The sequence below is a fragment of the Klebsiella sp. CN_Kp097 genome (genome assembly GCF_040064495.1).
Classification (GTDB): domain Bacteria; phylum Pseudomonadota; class Gammaproteobacteria; order Enterobacterales; family Enterobacteriaceae; genus Klebsiella; species Klebsiella aerogenes.
In genome coordinates this window covers 979,445-996,474 of sequence record NZ_JBEAIL010000007.1, presented here as the reverse complement: position 1 = coordinate 996,474, position 17,030 = coordinate 979,445, and the positions used below count along the sequence as shown (strand labels likewise).

The following is a 17,030-nucleotide window of genomic DNA, read 5'->3' as shown; positions in this document are numbered from 1 at the left end:
ATGGCGCTTACAAAAGCTGAAATGTCAGAATATCTGTTTGATAAGCTTGGGCTTAGCAAGCGGGATGCCAAAGAACTGGTAGAGTTGTTTTTCGAAGAGATCCGTCGTGCTCTGGAAAACGGAGAACAGGTAAAACTCTCCGGGTTTGGCAACTTCGATTTGCGTGATAAGAACCAACGCCCGGGACGTAACCCGAAAACGGGGGAAGATATTCCCATTACAGCCCGGCGTGTGGTGACCTTCAGACCCGGACAGAAGTTAAAAAGCCGTGTCGAAAACGCTTCACCCAGAGAGAAATAATCTGGACTGACTAATTAAAAAGGCCGCTATGCGGCCTTTTTTCTTACCTGTTTTATCTTACGCTTTTACGGCGGTGACCATGATTTCCACCAGGATGTCGGGCCGCGCCATCTCGGCCTGAACGGCCGCCCGCGCTGGGCTATGGCCTTCCGGCATCCACTTCACCCAGACCTCATTAAACGCGGCAAAATCGCGTGAGATATCTTTAAGCCAGATTTGTGCGGAAAGGATGTGCTGCTTGTCGCTACCGGCGGCGACCAGCAGAGCGTCGATCTTCTCCAGTACTTCGCGGGTTTGCAGCGCAATATCATCAGCGCTGCTTTTCGGCGTTTGGCCGGAGAGAAACACCAGGTTGCCGTACTCGACGCTGGAGGAAAGTCGGGGTTGCGGATTATTACGAATAATTGTCATGCGGATTGTTTCCATGTCAGACCATCTAAAGAAATTGCCGGCGCTTCGCCATCGAGGAGTGCTCCCAGTATCACGGCGCTGCCGGCCGCGAGCGTAAAACCAAGGCTACCCTGGCCGAGATTCATCCACAGATTCTGGTATCCGGCGCGCCCCAGCATCGGTGGGCCCGCTGGCGTCGACGGGCGCATACCGGTCCAGGCTTCAGCCTCATCCAGCCCCTGCAGATCGGGGAAGCTGTTCGCGACGATATTTTTCAGCGCCTGAACGCGGCTATCCCGTATTTCTTCACCGTCGTAGCCGATATCCACCATCGCCGCGATGCGTAACCGATCGCCCAGGCGGGCGTAAACGATTTTGTGTCCGTAGTCAGTCACGCTGATATCCGGCGCGATCCCGGCCTCTTTAGGGTAGGGAAGGGTCAGGCTGTATCCCTTCAGCGCGCACAGCGGCACGCGCACGCCCAGATGACCCAGCAGTGGGCCGCTACCGTTGCCGGCGGCGACGACATAATCATCGCCGGTTATTGTACCGCGGCTGGTCTCAAGCGAACTGATGCGCCCGTCGCGCTTATTGAGCCGCAGCACCTCGCAGTGGGTGAGTAGGCTGAAGTTGCTGCTGGCATTGAGTTTGTCGAGCAGGGCGAGGCAGAATGTATGGCAGTCTGCCGTTTCATCTCCCGGTGAATAAATCCCGCCTTGTAGCGACTGGCTGATGTGTTTCAGGGCCGGTTCCAGTTGCAGGCAGGCTTCGGCGCTCAGGGCATGCTGATACTGGGGATTAATCCCTTTTGCCGCTTTATGAAAGTCGTACTCCCGGCGATGAATAATGAGTTTACCGCTACGCCGCCAGTGAAAATCAGCAAGATTATCTTCATCAAGCCACGACTGCATAACCTGACGGCTGAGCAGGGATAAGCGTAAAATATGATCGCCGTTAATTTTGTTGCTTTGGCTATTGCAGGCGCGCAGGAACTGCAACAGCCAGCGCCACTGCTGGAAAGACATTTGCAGGCGCATATTCAGCGGTGAATCGGCTTTGCCCATCCATTTAATTCCCTGCAGGGGAACGCCGCGGTCGGCAAGCGGCGCCACGTAGCGGTAGCTTAATTGCCCGCCGTTGGCGAAACTGGTGGCGCTGCCCGGCTCGGCGTTGCGCTCCAGTAGCTGCACCTGGTGTCCGCTCTTAATTAATACCCAGGCGGTGGCCAGCCCTACCACGCCGCCGCCGATAATCACAATGCGTTTTTTCATAACCTGATATATCCACCGCTGATAAATATCTTGCGGTTATGTCAAAGCATTTACCCCAGCGGCGCAATTGACTTTTTATGGTCAGGGTATAACTGCAGGTTAATTTCTTTGAGCTGTTGACGCAGCTGTTTACACAGAAAATCGACAAATTTCTGTGTGATTGGGCTGAGCGAAACATCGGCGCGACGCAGCAGGCAAAGGTTGATTTTCATTGGCGGCGTAATCGGGTGAATCATCTCCGGCGACAGATTATGTCGCGCCGAAAAGATATCGGTGATGCTGCAGCCGATACCGCGCTTCACGAACTCGGTGGCCATGTAGTAGGTCTGTACATTAAGCCGGGTAGTGGAAAAATCACGGCGGGTGGCGATGGCGGCAGAGAGCGAATGCGGCCCCGGCGAGATCCAGCGCTGCTGATCGATCTCTTTGATGTCCACCGCGCCTTGTCGGTAGTCGCGGTCGATATAGACCAGCGGCACTTCGGCAATCAGGGTGGTGATGATCTCCCCCTGCTGGACCGGCTGCAGCGTCAGCGCTAAATCTATTTCGCGCAGATCCAATTTCTTGACCAGCGTCTCAGTATGCTCGGTGGTTAAGGTCATCACCAGATTACTGTTTTGTTGATAAAAATCGGTCACCAGCTCCGGCACCAGGCTTAATCCGAGGCTTGGTAAACAGCCTAAGGTGATCTTGGCGCGCGGATCGCGGGCCAGATTATCCGCCAGCAGGCGCAGGTTATCGAGATCCTGATAAATGCTCTGCGCTTTTTCAAAAAGTGTGAGCGCTTCGCTACTTGGCAGCAGCTTACCCCGTACCCGCTGAAACAGCTTAAAACCGAGCTTAAGCTCGGCGTTTTTTAACGCTTTACTGGCGGCCGGCTGGGAGATATTCAGCGATTCCGCCGCACGTGAAAGAGAGCCGCAAGTCATTACGGCGTAGAAGATTTCCAGATGGCGCAGTTTCATGAACAGTTAACTCAGGGTTATAGCTTGCCGATAAAAAGTCATTTTCTACTAACACTAAATTAACATAAATTTAATCGCCAATCAGCGCTCCGGTTACATATTGTGCTGCTGGTACCGTCTTCAGGCGGTCTTTTACGTTCTCAGAACCATTCCCTTTGTACCCTACAAACCCTCAGGCCATGAAGCCAATAATGATAACGAGGGGGGATATTTTCTGAGCAGGCCCGAATACGCCAACCTGCAATCGCGGTCGGTTCTAATGGCTTTAAGGAGTTATATGAGTGACTCAACGCTCGCTGGCAATACGCTCGCCAGACGAAATATCACAAGAAAAAACGTTATTATTGGCCTGTTATTGGTGCTGTTTGTGTTGACCGCGTGGTGGTGCCATGGCCGCCCGAGTAATGAACTCGGCCTGTTGGGCTTTACGCCATTAGTGGCGTTAGCGGTGCTGTCTCTGGTCGGTGTCGATATTGTGCTGGCGGTGATTTCTTCGATTATTATCGCCATGATTATGACCTCCACCGGGTTGCCGGAAATGGGCACCATGCTGGCGAAATCCACCGGTTCATTTATCGCCACCGTCGGGTTGATTATTATGCTCGGCGCCGGGGTGGGCGAAGTCGCCACCCGTACCGGCGCCGCGGTTGAGTTAGTGAAATTTGTGGTTCACCGCATCGGCCTTTCCAGCCAGACCCGAGTGAAGTTTGGCATTGTGGTGTCCTCGATTTTAATCTGCGGCTCGCTGGGGACGATGGCTGGTGGTAACGCGATTATTGTCGCGGTGATCATCCCGGTGGCGGCAGCGGTACGCCTGACTCCGCCGACGGTGGCCGCGCTGATGATGACCGCCGGATCCGTGGGATTGTTTACCGGGCCGTTTACCCCCAGCACCGTGACTATCCTGAGCCTCGGCGGATTAAGCTATCCGGATTATCTGCTGTACGTGGGGCTGCCGATGAGTGCGGTGACGCTGCTGGCCGGCTGGGTGATGGCGGGGCGGATCCAGAAGATGACCGAAGGAAAACTACGCTATGAAGTCGACCTCACGGAGAAGCCAATAGAAGCACTGAGCGCTGCGCAGCTGCGTCGGCGTAAGCTCAGCGCGTTGGCCTTCGCGGCAACGATTATCGTGATGGCGGTCATTGGCGTGGTGATCAAAGCCGGATTCAGCTTTGCGATTATCGTGATGCTGCTGGTGGCCTTGATTACCGGGCTGGTGGGCGGCCTGCGTCCGACGCAGATCCTGCAGGCGCTGTACCACGGTTGTGGCCGTCTGGTTTGGATGTTTATCCTCTACTGGCTGTATAACCCGATCCTGGAGCTGATGGATGGCCTTCATGCCTATCAGGGGCTGCTCGACTATACCCAGCCGCTGCTGGAAGGTATTTCGCCTGCCTGGCTGTGCTTTTGCATCTTCGCTTTCAATATTATTGGCCACGTACCGGGGGCGGCGGTGGCGCAGATGACCTTCACCCACAAAATTTTCGGCCCGATGCTAATGGCCGCCGGCGTGCCGCCGCAGGGGACTACCGCGGTGTTACTGGCCTCTTCGCAGGTCGACTGGTTTGGCCCATTCCCCTCTTCGGATATGTTTGGTCAGATGGGGCTGGCGCAGTCTACCCATCTGAAATATATGCTCTATAACGGCTGGGCGATTGTGGTGGCGAATATCATTCTCTTCGCGTTACTGTTCCAGGTATTGGTGTAAATTCCATTCCCACGCTGGCGTCACGAGGAGCGCTGGCGCCAGCGTGGGAATGACTCTGAGTTTTTCCTTTTCTCCCCGCCATCGCCACCGTAAAATCAATCACCTCGCTCACTTGCCTCCGGGACTTATGCAGACCTTTGCCGATATTCAACAGCGCCATAACCGTCGTTGGCTAACCGCCTTAACGCTGATCCTGCTCGTCACATTGACTATTAGCCTGTGCGCCGGCGACCAATGGATCCCGCCGCAGGAGTGGTTTAGCGCCAAAGGCGAGCTGTTTATCTGGCAAATCCGTCTGCCCCGCACGCTGGCGGTGCTGTTAGTGGGGGCGGCGCTGGCGCTTTCCGGCGCGATCATGCAGGCGCTGTTTGAAAACCCGCTGGCGGAACCGGGACTGTTGGGCGTCTCTAACGGCGCGGGCGTTGGGCTGATTGCCGCCGTGCTGTTAGGCCACGGCGTGTTACCCATGTGGGCGCTGGGGCTGTGCGCCATTGCCGGCGCGCTGCTGATTACCTTTATTCTGCTCCGTTTCGCCCGGCGTCACCTGTCTACCAGCCGTCTGCTGTTGGCGGGCGTGGCGCTCGGCATTATCTGTAGCGCGTTGATGACCTGGGCGGTCTATTTCTCAACCTCTTTTGACCTGCGCCAGCTGATGTACTGGATGATGGGCGGTTTTGGCGGTGTCGACTGGCAGCAGCTGTGGCTGATGCTGGCGCTGCTACCGGTGCTGCTGTGGGTATGCTGGCAATCGCAGCCGCTGAATTTACTGGCGTTGGGCGAAGTCTCGGCGCGTCAGCTCGGCCTGCCGCTGTGGCTATGGCGGAAATTACTGGTGGTGGCCACCGGCTGGCTGGTCGGCGTCAGCGTGGCGCTGGCGGGGGCGATTGGCTTTATTGGTCTGGTGATCCCGCATATTTTGCGCCTGTGCGGCCTGAGCGATCATCGGGTGCTGCTTCCCGCCTGCCTGTTAGCTGGCGCCAGCGCGCTGCTCGGCGCCGATATCATCGCCCGGCTGGCGTTATCGGCGGCGGAATTACCGATCGGCGTGGTGACGGCGACGCTGGGGGCGCCGGTGTTCATCTGGTTGCTGCTGCGTTCAGGGCGACGGGGGTAGGGAGACGCCGTCAGCATGGACGGCGTCGGGGGACGCTTACCAGCCTTTGATGGCATCGCCTTTATAGACTTCCTGCGCTTTATCGGCGACTTCCCTGGTCTGGAAGGCCTCTTTCAGCTCCTGAATTTTCTTGCTGTCTTTATTATCTTCGCGCGCCACAATCGCATTGACATAAGGTGAATCCGGGCCTTCCATAAACAGACCATCGCGGGCGGCGGATAAACCGACCTGCGCCGAGAAATTAGTGTTGATGATGGCCAGCGTTACGTTCGGGTCGTCGAGCGTACGGGTCAGCTGCGGAGTATCGACTTCAACAATCTTCAGATGTTTCGGGTTATCAATGATATCCAGCGTAGTGGGCAGATAGCCTACGCCGTCTTTCAACTTGATTAATCCTTGTGCCTGTAACAGCAGCAGGCTGCGGCCAAGCGTGGTGGTTTCGTTAGAAATAGAGACGGTCGCGCCGTCAGGCAGTTCGCTGATATTTTTGATTTTGCGCGAATAGGCGGCAATCGGGAAGACGAATGTTTTACCGACGATGGCGAATTTATAGCCGCGCTCTTTCGACTGCGCTTCGAGATAAGGCAGCGTCTGGAAAGCGTTAGCGTCGACATCCTTATTATTTAACGCTTCATTCGGCAGGACGTAATCATTGAAAGAGATAACCTCAACGTCGAGGTTATATTTATCTTTTGCTACCTGCTCTACGACTTTCCAGATAGCTTCATCCGGGCCGGTATTGATCGCGACTTTAACCTTATTGTTATCGTCCGGAGAGCAGGCGGATAACAGCGCCACCGATGTGGCGATTAACACCGAGCTTAACAACTTCTTCATCTCTAAAAACTCTCTTAAATTAACAAGTAACGAAACACTATTACATACTTTTCACACTGTACACTGATTTGTCCGCTGCGGATATTGAGAGGAATTCATGTTGCCGTTGGCAAGCGCAGCGCTGTCACATCAAGCGACATTTGCCCGCGAATCAAAGTAGAATCAAGCGCGTTGAATCCGCTACAGTAGATAGGGATCTTCTTAACCTGCATTATTGACTGAGGGAAGGCTATGCAACACGACATTCTTAATACCGAAGTGACGACCATTGATGGCGAAAAAACCACCCTGGCAGCGTATGCCGGAAAGGTGCTGCTGATCGTCAACGTGGCCTCAAAATGCGGCCTCACGCCGCAGTATGAGCAACTGGAAGCGCTGCAAGAAGAGTTTGCCCCGCAGGGATTTAGCGTCCTTGGCTTCCCATGTAACCAGTTTCTCGGCCAGGAGCCGGGCAGCGAAGAAGAAATTAAAACGTTCTGCAGCATGACCTACGGCGTCACCTTCCCGCTGTTCAGTAAAATTGACGTCAACGGCGAACATCGCGCGCCGTTGTATCAAAAATTGATTGCCGCCGCCCCGAAGGCCGTCGCACCGGAAGGGAGCGGGTTTTATGAGCGGATGGCCAGTAAAGGGCGCGCACCGCTGTACGTTGATGACATCCTGTGGAACTTTGAAAAATTCCTCGTTGGCCGCGATGGTCAGGTGATTCAGCGTTTCTCGCCGGATATGACGCCGGACGATCCGCAACTGCTGGCTGCGGTAAAAGGAGCATTAGCGCAATAATGCCGTTTTTGATGCAGCTACAGGATGTAGCGGAAGCGGGGCGGCTGTCGCCGTTTACCGCTGACGTGCGGCCCGGTGAGATAATCCATCTCGTGGGGCCGAATGGTGCCGGCAAAAGTACCCTGCTGGCGCGCATGGCCGGGCTGACCAGCGGTCCCGGTTTGATTACGCTTAACCAGCGGGCGCTGGCTCAGTGGCCCGCAGCGGAGCTTGCCCGCCATCGCGCCTATCTGAGCCAGCAGCAGCTCCCGCCCTTCGCGATGCCGGTGTGGCACTATCTGTCGTTACATATGCAGGATAGCGCCCCGCAGGAGTTGCTCAACGAGATTGCCGGGCAACTGGGCTTAAGCGATAAGCTGGGGCGCCAGGTCAACCAGATCTCCGGCGGCGAGTGGCAGCGGGTGCGTCTGGCGGCGGTGATCCTGCAGATTCACCGGCGCGCGAATCCAGCCGGGCAGCTGTTGTTATTGGATGAACCAATGAACAGCCTTGATGTGGCGCAGCAGGCGGCGCTGGATAACGTGCTGGCGTCGCTGTGCGCGCTGGGGATCGCTATCGTGATGAGCAGCCACGATCTCAACCATACATTGCGTCATGCGCAGAGGGCGTGGCTCATTTGTGAGGGGCAGATGATTGCCTGCGGGGAAACGTATGAGGTGTTAAGTGAAGAGAATTTGACCGCCGCTTATCATATCGCTTTCCAGCGGGTGGAAGTCGCGGGTCATCTTATGCTCGTGGCGTCACAGTAGCGGGTAAGGATCTTGCCTGTAAGCCGCTAAACAGGCTAAATTATTGCAATAACAGGACAGGGAACAGAGGAATCGTCTGAGATGCGTGTGTGGTTCATTCTAATTGCGGCGATGGTGCTGGCAGGCTGTAGCAGCCACCGCGCGCCGCCGCCGAATCCACGGCTGGCTGATTCCATTACCGTGGTAGCCAATCTCAATGAGCAATTGCGCAACTGGCGCGGCGCGCCGTACCGCTATGGCGGCATGACGCCACGCGGCGTCGACTGCTCGGGCTTTGTGGTACGCACGTTCCGTGACAAATTCGCCATGCAGCTGCCGCGGGAAACTCGCGAGCAGGCGGAAATCGGCACCCGAATTGATAAAAGCGATCTGTTGCCCGGCGACCTGGTGTTCTTCAAAACCGGCTCCGGCGAAAGCGGCCTGCACGTCGGTATCTATGATACCGACAATCAATTTATTCACGCCTCCACCAGTCAGGGCGTAACCCGCTCGTCGCTGGACAACGTCTACTGGAATAAGAAATTCTGGCAGGCGAGGCGCATTTAACCCGCATCTGGCGAGAAAAGGGAGCGAGAGCTCCCTTTTTTAATTGCCATAACCCTGCAGTTCGCCCGTGTTAATCCCCTGTTGAAGGCACTACACTGGCGGCAGGAGGAACCATGACCCTGTCTTTTACTACTCACTGGCGCGATCGGCTGCCGGGTTTTTACACTTCACTGGCGCCCACGCCGCTGGATAACGCGCGTCTCATCTGGCGCAACACCGTGCTGGCGCAAACGCTGGGCGTCCCGGAGACGTTATTTAATCCGCAACATGGGGCGGGCGTCTGGGGAGGCGAGGCGGTGCTGCCGGGAATGTCGCCGCTGGCGCAGGTCTACAGCGGCCATCAGTTCGGCGCCTGGGCCGGTCAGCTTGGCGACGGGCGCGGAATTCTGCTTGGCGAGCAGCAGTTGCCGGATGGTCAACGTTTTGACTGGCATCTTAAAGGCGCCGGTCTGACGCCCTATTCGCGAATGGGCGATGGCCGGGCGGTACTGCGCTCGACTATCCGCGAAAGCCTTGCCAGCGAAGCAATGCATGCGCTGGGGATCCCAACCACCCGCGCGCTGGCGATGGTGACCAGCGACACGCCGGTTTACCGCGAACGCGAAGAACGCGGCACCATGCTGATGCGCATCGCCGAAAGCCACGTCCGCTTTGGCCATTTCGAACATTTTTACTATCGTCGCGAAGCGGAAAAAGTTCAGCAGCTGGCAGATTATGTGATTGAACACCACTGGCCGCAGCTGCAGCAGGAGGCGGATAAGTATATTCTTTGGTTTCGTGACGTTGTCACGCGTACCGCTGAAATGATCGCCAGCTGGCAGACCGTTGGCTTTGCCCACGGGGTGATGAATACCGACAATATGTCGATTCTTGGCCTGACCATGGATTATGGTCCGTATGGCTTCCTCGATGATTTCCAACCCGGTTTTATCTGTAACCACTCTGATTACCAGGGGCGCTACAGCTTTGATAACCAACCGGCGGTAGGGTTGTGGAACCTGCAGCGTCTGGCCCAGTCGCTCTCGCCGTTCATCAGCGCCGACGCGCTGAACGCGGCGCTGGATGACTATCAGCATGCCTTGTTGACTACCTACGGCCGCCGCATGCGCGACAAACTCGGCTTCTATACTCAGCAAACCGGTGATAACACTCTGCTTGATGGACTGTTCAGCCTGATGGAGCGTGAAGGGAGTGACTACACCCGTACCTTCCGGATGCTGAGCCAAAGCGAGCAGCACAGCGCGGCATCGCCGCTGCGTGATGAGTTTATCGACCGCGCGGCCTTTGATAGCTGGTTTGCCGACTACCGGGCGCGGCTGCGCGATGAACAGATCGACGATAGCGAACGCCAGCAGCGGATGCAGGGCGTCAACCCGGCGGTGGTGCTACGCAACTGGCTGGCGCAGCGGGCGATAGAAAAAGCCGAAGATGGCGACATGGGCGAGCTGGAACGTCTGCATGAAGCCCTCGCGCAGCCGTTCGCCGATCGTACAGATGATTATGCCAGCCGCCCGCCTGATTGGGGTAAACATCTGGAAGTGAGCTGCTCCAGTTAACCGTAAAGCCTCGCCATCGCGCGGGGTTTTATTTGGTCAAAATTAGCTTACCGGCGTGGGTCTGGCGCAGCAGATAGCGCTGGCCGTCATGTTCGATCACCACGCGACCTTCCGCACCCAACAGCGTCCGGCTGCTGATTTGGCGATCGCTGGCAAGGGGATAGGGAGCATTGTCTTTCGTTTTCTCAGCTGTGGCAGTGTTATCCATACGCGTCATAGCACCAAAATAAAAGCAACAATGATAATCATTATCAGTAATGTTAATTTTCACGGCAAGCCTTTTTTGTTGTGGCTTACCATTTCAGGTAGTTATTGCGCAGAGGATGAACGGCGAGCGGTGAAATCCCGCCGCGAGCGCGGCGGGGGGAGGGATTACAACCGTGTAGCGGTGGCTGCAGCCAGTTCAGCGAGCATTTTTTCGCTATCTTCCCAGCTCAGGCACGGGTCGGTAATCGACTGGCCCCAGATCAGCGGCTGACCGGGGATCACTTTTTGCGTCCCTTCGGCGAGGAAGCTCTCCGCCATGATCCCGGCAATGGCGGTGGAGCCCTCGCGGATCTGCTGGCAGATATTGGCGCACACTTCCAGTTGACGGCGATGCTGCTTCTGACAATTGCCATGGCTGAAGTCGACGACCAGTTGCTCAGGGAGATCGAATTCGCGTAGCGCTTCGCCGGCGGCGGCGATATCCGCAGCATGATAATTTGGCCGTTTACCGCCGCGCATAATGATATGGCCGTACGGGTTACCGCTGGTCTGGTAGATGGTCATCTGGCCCTGTTTATCCGGTGACAGGAACATATGGCTGGCGCGCGAGGCGCGTATCGCGTCGACCGCGATACGGGTGTTGCCGTCGGTTCCGTTTTTAAAACCAACCGGGCAGGAGAGCGCCGAGGCCATCTCGCGGTGGATTTGGCTTTCGGTGGTGCGCGCGCCGATGGCGCCCCAGCTAATCAGATCGGCGATAAACTGCCCGGTCACCATATCCAGGAATTCGGTGGCGGTTGGGATACCCAGCTCGTTGATCTGCAGCAGCAGACGACGCGCCAGTTCGATACCGTGATTGACCCGGTAGCTGCCGTTGAGATCGGGGTCGGAAATAAGACCTTTCCAGCCCACGACGGTGCGCGGTTTTTCGAAATAGGTGCGCATGACAATTTCCAGCTGCGGCTGGTAACGTTCGCGCATGCCCTGCAGGCGGCGCCCATATTCCAGCGCCGCTTCAGGGTCGTGAATGGAGCAGGGGCCGATAATTACCAGCAGGCGGCGGTCTTCGCCGTTGAGGATTTTTTCAATCCGCCGGCGGGAGGCGGAGACGTGGGCGGCAACCTCGGCCGTCACGGGATGGCGCTGCGCCAGTTCCGCGGGCGTTACCAGGCTTTCAATGCGCGCGGTACGCAATTCGTCTGTTTTATTCATTGGGGTCTCAAAAATCTGTTTCTTCCGCGGCGAAAATGCCGGGAAGTGATGCGCATCACGATAAACCAATCCCTGCTTATTGCAAGAGCAGGGCATGATCCTGTATAGGCCACGAGCGATAGCATAAACAAATTTGCAATAATGTACTAGTGTGTTAGTACATTCTGCGATTCAGCCCCATGATATCCATGATTTTGGTGGCAATTTCCTCTACCGAATAGTTGGTACTGTTGAGGCAGGGGATCTTGTTTTTGCGGTACAACGCTTCGACTTCGGTCACTTCCATGCGGCACTGGCGCAACGAGGCGTAGCGGCTATTTTCCCGGCGCTCTTCGCGGATTGCCGCCAGTCGCTCCGGGTTAATCGTCAGGCCGAACATCTTGTGCTGCAGCGGCTTTAACGAGGCCGGGAGAACCAGATTGTCCATATCGTCGGCGATAAAAGGGTAGTTAGCGGCGCGAATACCGTATTGCATGGCCAGATACAGGCTGGTCGGCGTTTTGCCGCAGCGCGAAACGCCGAGCAGGATCACCTGCGCCTGATCGAGATTGCGCAGCGAGATGCCATCATCGTGGGCAAGCGTGTAATCGATGGCGGCGATACGCGCATCGTATTTAATCAGGTTACCGGGATTCAGGCCGTGGGTGCGGTGAGCCACCGGCGTGGGATCCAGATGTAACTCTTGTTGCAGCGGGGCGACCAGCGCCTGCACGATATCCTGACAAAACCCCTCGCTTTGCAAAATTATGTCGCGAATTTCGGGGATAACGATGGAGTAGAAGACCAGCGGCCGGATGCCGGTTTGTTGAAAAATGGCATCGATTTGCTCTTTTACCGCCCGGGCGCGGCTGACGTTTTCGACGAACGGCAACGTCACGCTACTGATAGCCACTGGGAATTGCGACATTACCGCATGGCCTAAAACTTCCGCCGTAATAGCGGTACCGTCAGAAATATAAAATACGTGGCGATCTACAGCACTGTCCATTTTGACCATCCGGTATAATTATCTAAAAGCAGAGTAAATTTAAGCACAGAGCTTTAACCTTTGTCTCACTTAAAAAAATGAAACGCTATTTTTGTTTTTAATGAAATGGCAGGTCCAGTTTCTGATTTTGCCCATTATTTGTATCAAATATCAATAGAGTTCATTTTAATCATAGAGTTAGACAATTCTGGAAAACAATCCGAAAAACAGAAAATTAATTTGCTTGAACGATTCACCGTTTTTTTCAGCGGCATAAATATGTCAGGATGAATACCGTAGTCGATCGTGTGTTTTCTATAATTTGTATTAAATCACAAAAGGATTGTCTCGATGTCCAACAATGGCTCGTCACCGCTGGTGCTTTGGTATAACCAACTCGGCATGAATGATGTAGACAGAGTTGGGGGCAAAAATGCCTCCCTTGGTGAAATGATTACTAACCTGTCCGGTATGGGTGTCTCCGTACCAAACGGGTTCGCCACCACCGCTGATGCTTTCGATCAGTTCCTGGACCAAAGCGGTGTTAACCAGCGCATTTATGCACTGCTGGATGAAACCGACATTGACGACGTTTCCGCATTAGCGAAAGCGGGCGCGCAGATCCGTCAGTGGATCATCGACACCCCCTTCCAGAGCGAACTGGAAAACGCGATTCGCGAAGCTTATGACCTGCTGTCCGCCGATGACGCCGAGGCCTCGTTTGCCGTGCGCTCTTCCGCGACGGCGGAAGATATGCCGGATGCTTCCTTCGCCGGTCAGCAAGAGACATTCCTCAACGTGCAGGGTTTTGACGCCGTGCTCGTTGCCGTGAAGCACGTATTCGCTTCACTGTTTAACGATCGCGCGATCTCCTATCGCGTGCATCAGGGTTACGATCACCGCGGCGTGGCGCTATCCGCCGGGGTGCAGAGGATGGTGCGCTCCGATCTGGCCTCCTCCGGTGTGATGTTCTCCATCGATACCGAGTCCGGTTTCGACCAGGTGGTGTTTATCACCTCGGCGTGGGGGCTCGGCGAGATGGTGGTGCAGGGCGCGGTGAACCCGGACGAATTTTACGTCCATAAACCGACGCTGGCGGCTAATCGCCCGGCTATCGTGCGCCGTACCATGGGGTCGAAAAAAATCCGCATGGTTTATGCGCCGACTCAGGAACACGGCAAGCAGGTGCGCATTGAAGATGTGCCGCAGGCGCAGCGCGATGTTTTCTCGTTAACCAACGAGGAAGTGGAAGAGCTGGCGAAGCAGGCGGTGCAGATCGAGAAGCACTACGGTCGCCCAATGGATATCGAGTGGGCGAAAGATGGCCATACCGGTAAGCTGTTTATCGTCCAGGCGCGCCCGGAAACCGTCCGTTCGCGCGGTCAGGTGATGGAGCGTTATACGCTGCATGCCCAGGGGCAGATCATTGCCGAAGGGCGAGCTATCGGCCACCGTATCGGCGCCGGCCCGGTCAAGGTTATCCACGATATCAGTGAGATGAACCGCATTGAGCCTGGCGACGTGCTGGTCACCGACATGACCGACCCGGATTGGGAACCGATCATGAAGAAAGCCTCGGCAATCGTCACCAACCGCGGCGGGCGTACCTGCCACGCGGCGATTATCGCCCGTGAGCTGGGCATCCCGGCGGTGGTCGGCTGCGGCGATGCGACCGATCGCATCCAGGAAAACCAGAATGTCACCGTTTCCTGCGCTGAAGGCGACACCGGCTATGTCTACGCGGAGCTACTGGACTTCAGCGTGAAGAGCTCAAGCGTTGGCGAGATGCCGAATCTGCCGCTGAAAGTGATGATGAACGTCGGCAACCCGGATCGCGCCTTTGACTTCGCCTGCCTGCCGAATGAAGGCGTGGGCCTGGCGCGTCTGGAATTCATCATCAACCGCATGATTGGCGTTCACCCGCGTGCGCTGTTGGAGTTTGACGACCAGGAGCCGGGCCTGCAGAACGAAATCCGCGAGCTGATGAAAGGCTACGACTCACCGAGAGAGTTCTACGTTGGCCGCCTGACCGAAGGGATCGCTACCCTTGGCGCCGCCTTCTACCCGAAACGGGTGATCGTGCGTTTGTCCGACTTCAAATCTAACGAGTACGCCAACCTGGTGGGCGGCGAGCGTTACGAGCCGGAAGAAGAGAACCCGATGCTCGGATTCCGCGGCGCCGGACGCTACGTTTCAGAAAGCTTCCGCGATTGCTTCGCTCTGGAGTGTGAAGCCATGAAACGCGTGCGTAACGACATGGGCCTGACCAACGTGGAAGTGATGGTGCCATTCGTACGTACCGTGGCGCAGGCGAAAGCGGTGGTCGAAGAGCTGGAACGTCAGGGACTGAAGCGCGGCGAGAACGGGTTGAAGATCATTATGATGTGCGAAATCCCGTCGAACGCGCTGCTGGCGGAGCAGTTCCTCGAGTACTTCGATGGCTTCTCGATTGGCTCGAACGATATGACGCAGCTGGCGCTGGGCCTCGATCGCGACTCCGGCGTCGTGTCTGAGCTGTTTGATGAACGCAACGACGCGGTGAAAGCGCTGCTGTCGATGGCCATCCGCGCGGCGAAAAAACAGGGCAAATACGTGGGCATCTGCGGCCAGGGGCCGTCCGACCACGAAGACTTTGCCGCCTGGCTGATGGAAGAGGGGATCGATAGCCTGTCCCTGAACCCGGATACCGTGGTGCAAACCTGGTTAGGTCTGGCTGAACTGAATAAATAAGTTCAACGCGGATAGCCCAATCCCTGGCAGAGATGCCGGGGATTTTTTTTGCCTTCAGCAACGTTTCGCGATGGTTGGTTTTGACGTAAAAAAAAGCCCATCGTGGGAGATGGGCAAAGACTACACACAGCAATTCGTTGTTTCACTCAGGGGATTTCCATGCTTATAAATCAATATCTTGATCTATAACCGTGGGCTAATAGTAGGCATCAGGGCTGTTGGCGTCGATCGGATTCTTCTCAATAGTTAAATCAGTGTGAAGAATATGAGAGGTAAATATCGAGCTGGAACATGAATATGCCGGAAGTGGCGGGGGATTGATAAATTTAGCTTAAGTTTAAGGCGGGTTTCCCCGCCTTTCGGTTACTTTTCGCTTTTGTTATGGCTGGCATTAAGCTCGGCGAGCTCCGCCAGAACCAGATCCGGGTCCAGCGGCGGTGGCGGCACTTCCTGTACCCAGGCGTCGTAAAGACGCCAGGAGACGGCCAGCAGCACCGGACCAATAAACAGGCCAATCATCCCGAAGGCGATCAGGCCGCCGATAACGCCGGAGAGGATCAGAATCATCGGCAGGTCGGCGCCCATGCGAATCAGTACCGGACGAATCACGTTATCCATCGTACCCACCACGCAGCTCCACACCAGCAGCACCGTGCCCCAGGTCGTATCGCCGGTCCAGTATAGCCAGATAATTGAAGGGACCAGCACGATAAGCGGCCCCAGCTGTACCAGACAGGTGAAAATCATCACCACGGTCAACAGCGCGGCGTAAGGCACGCCGCTTATCGCCAGCCCGATACCGCCGAGCACCGCCTGCGCCAGCGCGGTGACAACCACGCCCAGCGCTACGGCGCGTACCGCCTGTCCGGCGAGGACCACCGCAGCATCGCCACGCTTTGAGGCCAGACGGGTCGCGAAGTAGCGGAAACCATAGGCGACGCGCTCGCCGCGCCAGTAAAGCAGGGCGCTGAACAACAGCATCAGTCCGCAGTAAACCAGAAGTTTACCAATGTGCGCCGCCTGGCCGACAAACCAGGTGGTGGTGGCGCCAATATAAGGGCGAACCTTAGCCATAATCGCCGCGCCGCCCATCTCCAGCAGGCTATGCCAGGCGGAATAGAGTTTATCGCCGATCAGCGGAATCGAGTTCAGCCAGGCGAAATCCGGCAGCGTTACCTGGCCGGTGCTGACGATTTTGATCAGCGGGGCGCTATTATCGACCAGGCTATTCACCAATAAGGCGATAGGAATAACGAACAGTAAAAACAGCAGCAGCGTCATCACCAGCACCGCCAGCGAGCGCTTGCCAAACAGCAGCTTTTGCAGACGCAGCAGCACCGGCCAGGTGGCGATGACCACGGTACCGGCCCAGGCAAAAGAGAGAATAAATGGTTGCACAACCCACAGGCAGGAAATAATTATCAGGGACAAAAACAGCACCGACAGCAGAATTTGCGGTATGTCCCGGGGCTGATGTTGGTTAATCATAGAGAAAATTTACCTTTCCAGTCGCGTCTCAATGCTGACGCAGCGTAATTCCATGTACAGATAATAATATCAATAATTTCGCGCGCCTGATTTTGCCCGTAAATCTCGTGGGCGGATATGAAAAAAATGTGATAAAAAGTTGAGTGCGCCACGCAAACGTTTAATTTGCGCATTATTACATCTTCTAAACACAACATATTCAGG

17 protein-coding genes and 1 other RNA gene are annotated in these 17,030 nt (G+C 55.9%); 8 read left to right on the top strand and 10 right to left on the bottom strand.

Annotated features, from left to right (window positions below):
- Positions 1-300 carry an integration host factor subunit alpha gene (gene ihfA / locus ABLV07_RS15205; RefSeq protein ID WP_015367042.1) on the top strand — a complete coding sequence of 100 codons (300 nt, stop codon included), beginning with the start codon at positions 1-3 and terminating at the stop codon, positions 298-300.
- Between the two features lie 57 nt (positions 301-357).
- Here the strand turns inward: ihfA and ABLV07_RS15200 are convergent, their stop codons facing one another.
- Genes ABLV07_RS15200 through ABLV07_RS15190 form a run of 3 tightly spaced genes read right to left on the bottom strand, consistent with a single transcriptional unit; the run spans position 358 to position 2,926 of the window.
- Complete coding sequence (locus ABLV07_RS15200; protein ID WP_080962791.1) at positions 358-711, bottom strand: RidA family protein; 354 nt, start codon at positions 709-711, stop codon at positions 358-360.
- A complete protein-coding gene (locus ABLV07_RS15195; protein ID WP_323129595.1) occupies positions 708-1,973 on the bottom strand; it encodes a D-amino acid dehydrogenase in 1,266 nt (421 codons plus the stop codon). The genes ABLV07_RS15200 and ABLV07_RS15195 overlap by 4 nt, the downstream gene beginning before the upstream one ends.
- Positions 1,974-2,011: 38 nt before the next feature.
- The gene (locus ABLV07_RS15190) at positions 2,012-2,926 is read right to left on the bottom strand and encodes a LysR family transcriptional regulator (RefSeq protein ID WP_015705115.1); all 915 of its coding nucleotides are present in this window, start codon (positions 2,924-2,926) and stop codon (positions 2,012-2,014) included.
- Between the two features lie 277 nt (positions 2,927-3,203).
- Here ABLV07_RS15190 and ABLV07_RS15185 point away from each other — a divergent pair, with 277 nt between their 5' ends.
- A complete protein-coding gene (locus ABLV07_RS15185; RefSeq protein WP_348853533.1) occupies positions 3,204-4,637 on the top strand; it encodes a gluconate:proton symporter in 1,434 nt (477 codons plus the stop codon).
- Positions 4,638-4,764: 127 nt separating this feature from the next.
- Positions 4,765-5,751, top strand: coding sequence for a vitamin B12 ABC transporter permease BtuC (gene btuC / locus ABLV07_RS15180; RefSeq protein ID WP_015367036.1), 987 nt, complete (start codon positions 4,765-4,767; stop codon positions 5,749-5,751).
- A gap of 36 nt (positions 5,752-5,787) precedes the next feature.
- Here the strand turns inward: btuC and ABLV07_RS15175 are convergent, their stop codons facing one another.
- Complete coding sequence (locus ABLV07_RS15175) at positions 5,788-6,588, bottom strand: MetQ/NlpA family lipoprotein (RefSeq protein ID WP_015367035.1); 801 nt, start codon at positions 6,586-6,588, stop codon at positions 5,788-5,790.
- Positions 6,589-6,819: 231 nt separating this feature from the next.
- Here ABLV07_RS15175 and ABLV07_RS15170 point away from each other — a divergent pair, with 231 nt between their 5' ends.
- The 4 genes from ABLV07_RS15170 to selO all read left to right on the top strand — a co-directional run bounded on the left by ABLV07_RS15170 (position 6,820) and on the right by selO (position 10,222).
- Positions 6,820-7,371, top strand: a complete 552-nt coding sequence (locus tag ABLV07_RS15170; protein WP_015367033.1) for a glutathione peroxidase — start codon at positions 6,820-6,822, stop codon at positions 7,369-7,371.
- A complete protein-coding gene (btuD, locus tag ABLV07_RS15165; protein ID WP_047063615.1) occupies positions 7,371-8,120 on the top strand; it encodes a vitamin B12 ABC transporter ATP-binding protein BtuD in 750 nt (249 codons plus the stop codon). Before ABLV07_RS15170 ends, btuD begins: the two co-directional genes overlap by 1 nt.
- A gap of 81 nt (positions 8,121-8,201) precedes the next feature.
- Positions 8,202-8,666, top strand: a complete 465-nt coding sequence (locus tag ABLV07_RS15160; RefSeq protein WP_015367031.1) for an NlpC/P60 family protein — start codon at positions 8,202-8,204, stop codon at positions 8,664-8,666.
- Positions 8,667-8,779: 113 nt separating this feature from the next.
- Positions 8,780-10,222 carry a protein adenylyltransferase SelO gene (gene selO, locus ABLV07_RS15155; protein WP_047063614.1) on the top strand — a complete coding sequence of 481 codons (1,443 nt, stop codon included), beginning with the start codon at positions 8,780-8,782 and terminating at the stop codon, positions 10,220-10,222.
- Between the two features lie 28 nt (positions 10,223-10,250).
- Here the strand turns inward: selO and hemP are convergent, their stop codons facing one another.
- From hemP to ABLV07_RS15135, 4 genes are all read right to left on the bottom strand, one after another.
- Entirely contained in the window at positions 10,251-10,430 is a 180-nt protein-coding gene (gene hemP / locus ABLV07_RS15150; RefSeq protein ID WP_026612342.1) for a hemin uptake protein HemP, read from the bottom strand.
- A 164-nt stretch (positions 10,431-10,594) separates the two neighbouring features.
- Positions 10,595-11,641, bottom strand: coding sequence for a 3-deoxy-7-phosphoheptulonate synthase (locus tag ABLV07_RS15145; RefSeq protein WP_032706206.1), 1,047 nt, complete (start codon positions 11,639-11,641; stop codon positions 10,595-10,597).
- A 154-nt stretch (positions 11,642-11,795) separates the two neighbouring features.
- Entirely contained in the window at positions 11,796-12,629 is an 834-nt protein-coding gene (locus ABLV07_RS15140) for a pyruvate, water dikinase regulatory protein (RefSeq protein WP_015367027.1), read from the bottom strand.
- Between the two features lie 143 nt (positions 12,630-12,772).
- Complete coding sequence (locus tag ABLV07_RS15135) at positions 12,773-12,883, bottom strand: hypothetical protein (RefSeq protein ID WP_015705123.1); 111 nt, start codon at positions 12,881-12,883, stop codon at positions 12,773-12,775.
- 76 nt (positions 12,884-12,959) lie between these two features.
- Here ABLV07_RS15135 and ppsA point away from each other — a divergent pair, with 76 nt between their 5' ends.
- Positions 12,960-15,338, top strand: a complete 2,379-nt coding sequence (ppsA, locus tag ABLV07_RS15130) for a phosphoenolpyruvate synthase (RefSeq protein ID WP_015367026.1) — start codon at positions 12,960-12,962, stop codon at positions 15,336-15,338.
- Between the two features lie 85 nt (positions 15,339-15,423).
- Here the strand turns inward: ppsA and rprA are convergent.
- Together rprA and ydiK are read right to left on the bottom strand one after the other, a co-directional pair.
- An RNA gene (gene rprA, locus ABLV07_RS15125) (antisense sRNA RprA) lies at positions 15,424-15,531 on the bottom strand.
- 170 nt (positions 15,532-15,701) lie between these two features.
- Entirely contained in the window at positions 15,702-16,826 is a 1,125-nt protein-coding gene (gene ydiK / locus ABLV07_RS15120; RefSeq protein WP_015367025.1) for an AI-2E family transporter YdiK, read from the bottom strand.
- Positions 16,827-17,030: the final 204 nt, after the last annotated feature.

Coding starts and splice junctions, on each gene's coding strand:
- ihfA (WP_015367042.1), top strand. CDS start 1: ATGGCGCTTACAAAAGCTGAAATGTCAGAATATCTGTTTGATAAGCTT.
- ABLV07_RS15200 (WP_080962791.1), bottom strand. CDS start 711: ATGACAATTATTCGTAATAATCCGCAACCCCGACTTTCCTCCAGCGTC.
- ABLV07_RS15190 (WP_015705115.1), bottom strand. CDS start 2,926: ATGAAACTGCGCCATCTGGAAATCTTCTACGCCGTAATGACTTGCGGC.
- ABLV07_RS15185 (WP_348853533.1), top strand. CDS start 3,204: ATGAGTGACTCAACGCTCGCTGGCAATACGCTCGCCAGACGAAATATC.
- btuC (WP_015367036.1), top strand. CDS start 4,765: ATGCAGACCTTTGCCGATATTCAACAGCGCCATAACCGTCGTTGGCTA.
- ABLV07_RS15175 (WP_015367035.1), bottom strand. CDS start 6,588: ATGAAGAAGTTGTTAAGCTCGGTGTTAATCGCCACATCGGTGGCGCTG.
- ABLV07_RS15170 (WP_015367033.1), top strand. CDS start 6,820: ATGCAACACGACATTCTTAATACCGAAGTGACGACCATTGATGGCGAA.
- btuD (WP_047063615.1), top strand. CDS start 7,371: ATGCCGTTTTTGATGCAGCTACAGGATGTAGCGGAAGCGGGGCGGCTG.
- ABLV07_RS15160 (WP_015367031.1), top strand. CDS start 8,202: ATGCGTGTGTGGTTCATTCTAATTGCGGCGATGGTGCTGGCAGGCTGT.
- selO (WP_047063614.1), top strand. CDS start 8,780: ATGACCCTGTCTTTTACTACTCACTGGCGCGATCGGCTGCCGGGTTTT.
- hemP (WP_026612342.1), bottom strand. CDS start 10,430: ATGGATAACACTGCCACAGCTGAGAAAACGAAAGACAATGCTCCCTAT.
- ABLV07_RS15145 (WP_032706206.1), bottom strand. CDS start 11,641: ATGAATAAAACAGACGAATTGCGTACCGCGCGCATTGAAAGCCTGGTA.
- ABLV07_RS15140 (WP_015367027.1), bottom strand. CDS start 12,629: ATGGACAGTGCTGTAGATCGCCACGTATTTTATATTTCTGACGGTACC.
- ABLV07_RS15135 (WP_015705123.1), bottom strand. CDS start 12,883: ATGCCGCTGAAAAAAACGGTGAATCGTTCAAGCAAATTAATTTTCTGT.
- ppsA (WP_015367026.1), top strand. CDS start 12,960: ATGTCCAACAATGGCTCGTCACCGCTGGTGCTTTGGTATAACCAACTC.
- ydiK (WP_015367025.1), bottom strand. CDS start 16,826: ATGATTAACCAACATCAGCCCCGGGACATACCGCAAATTCTGCTGTCG.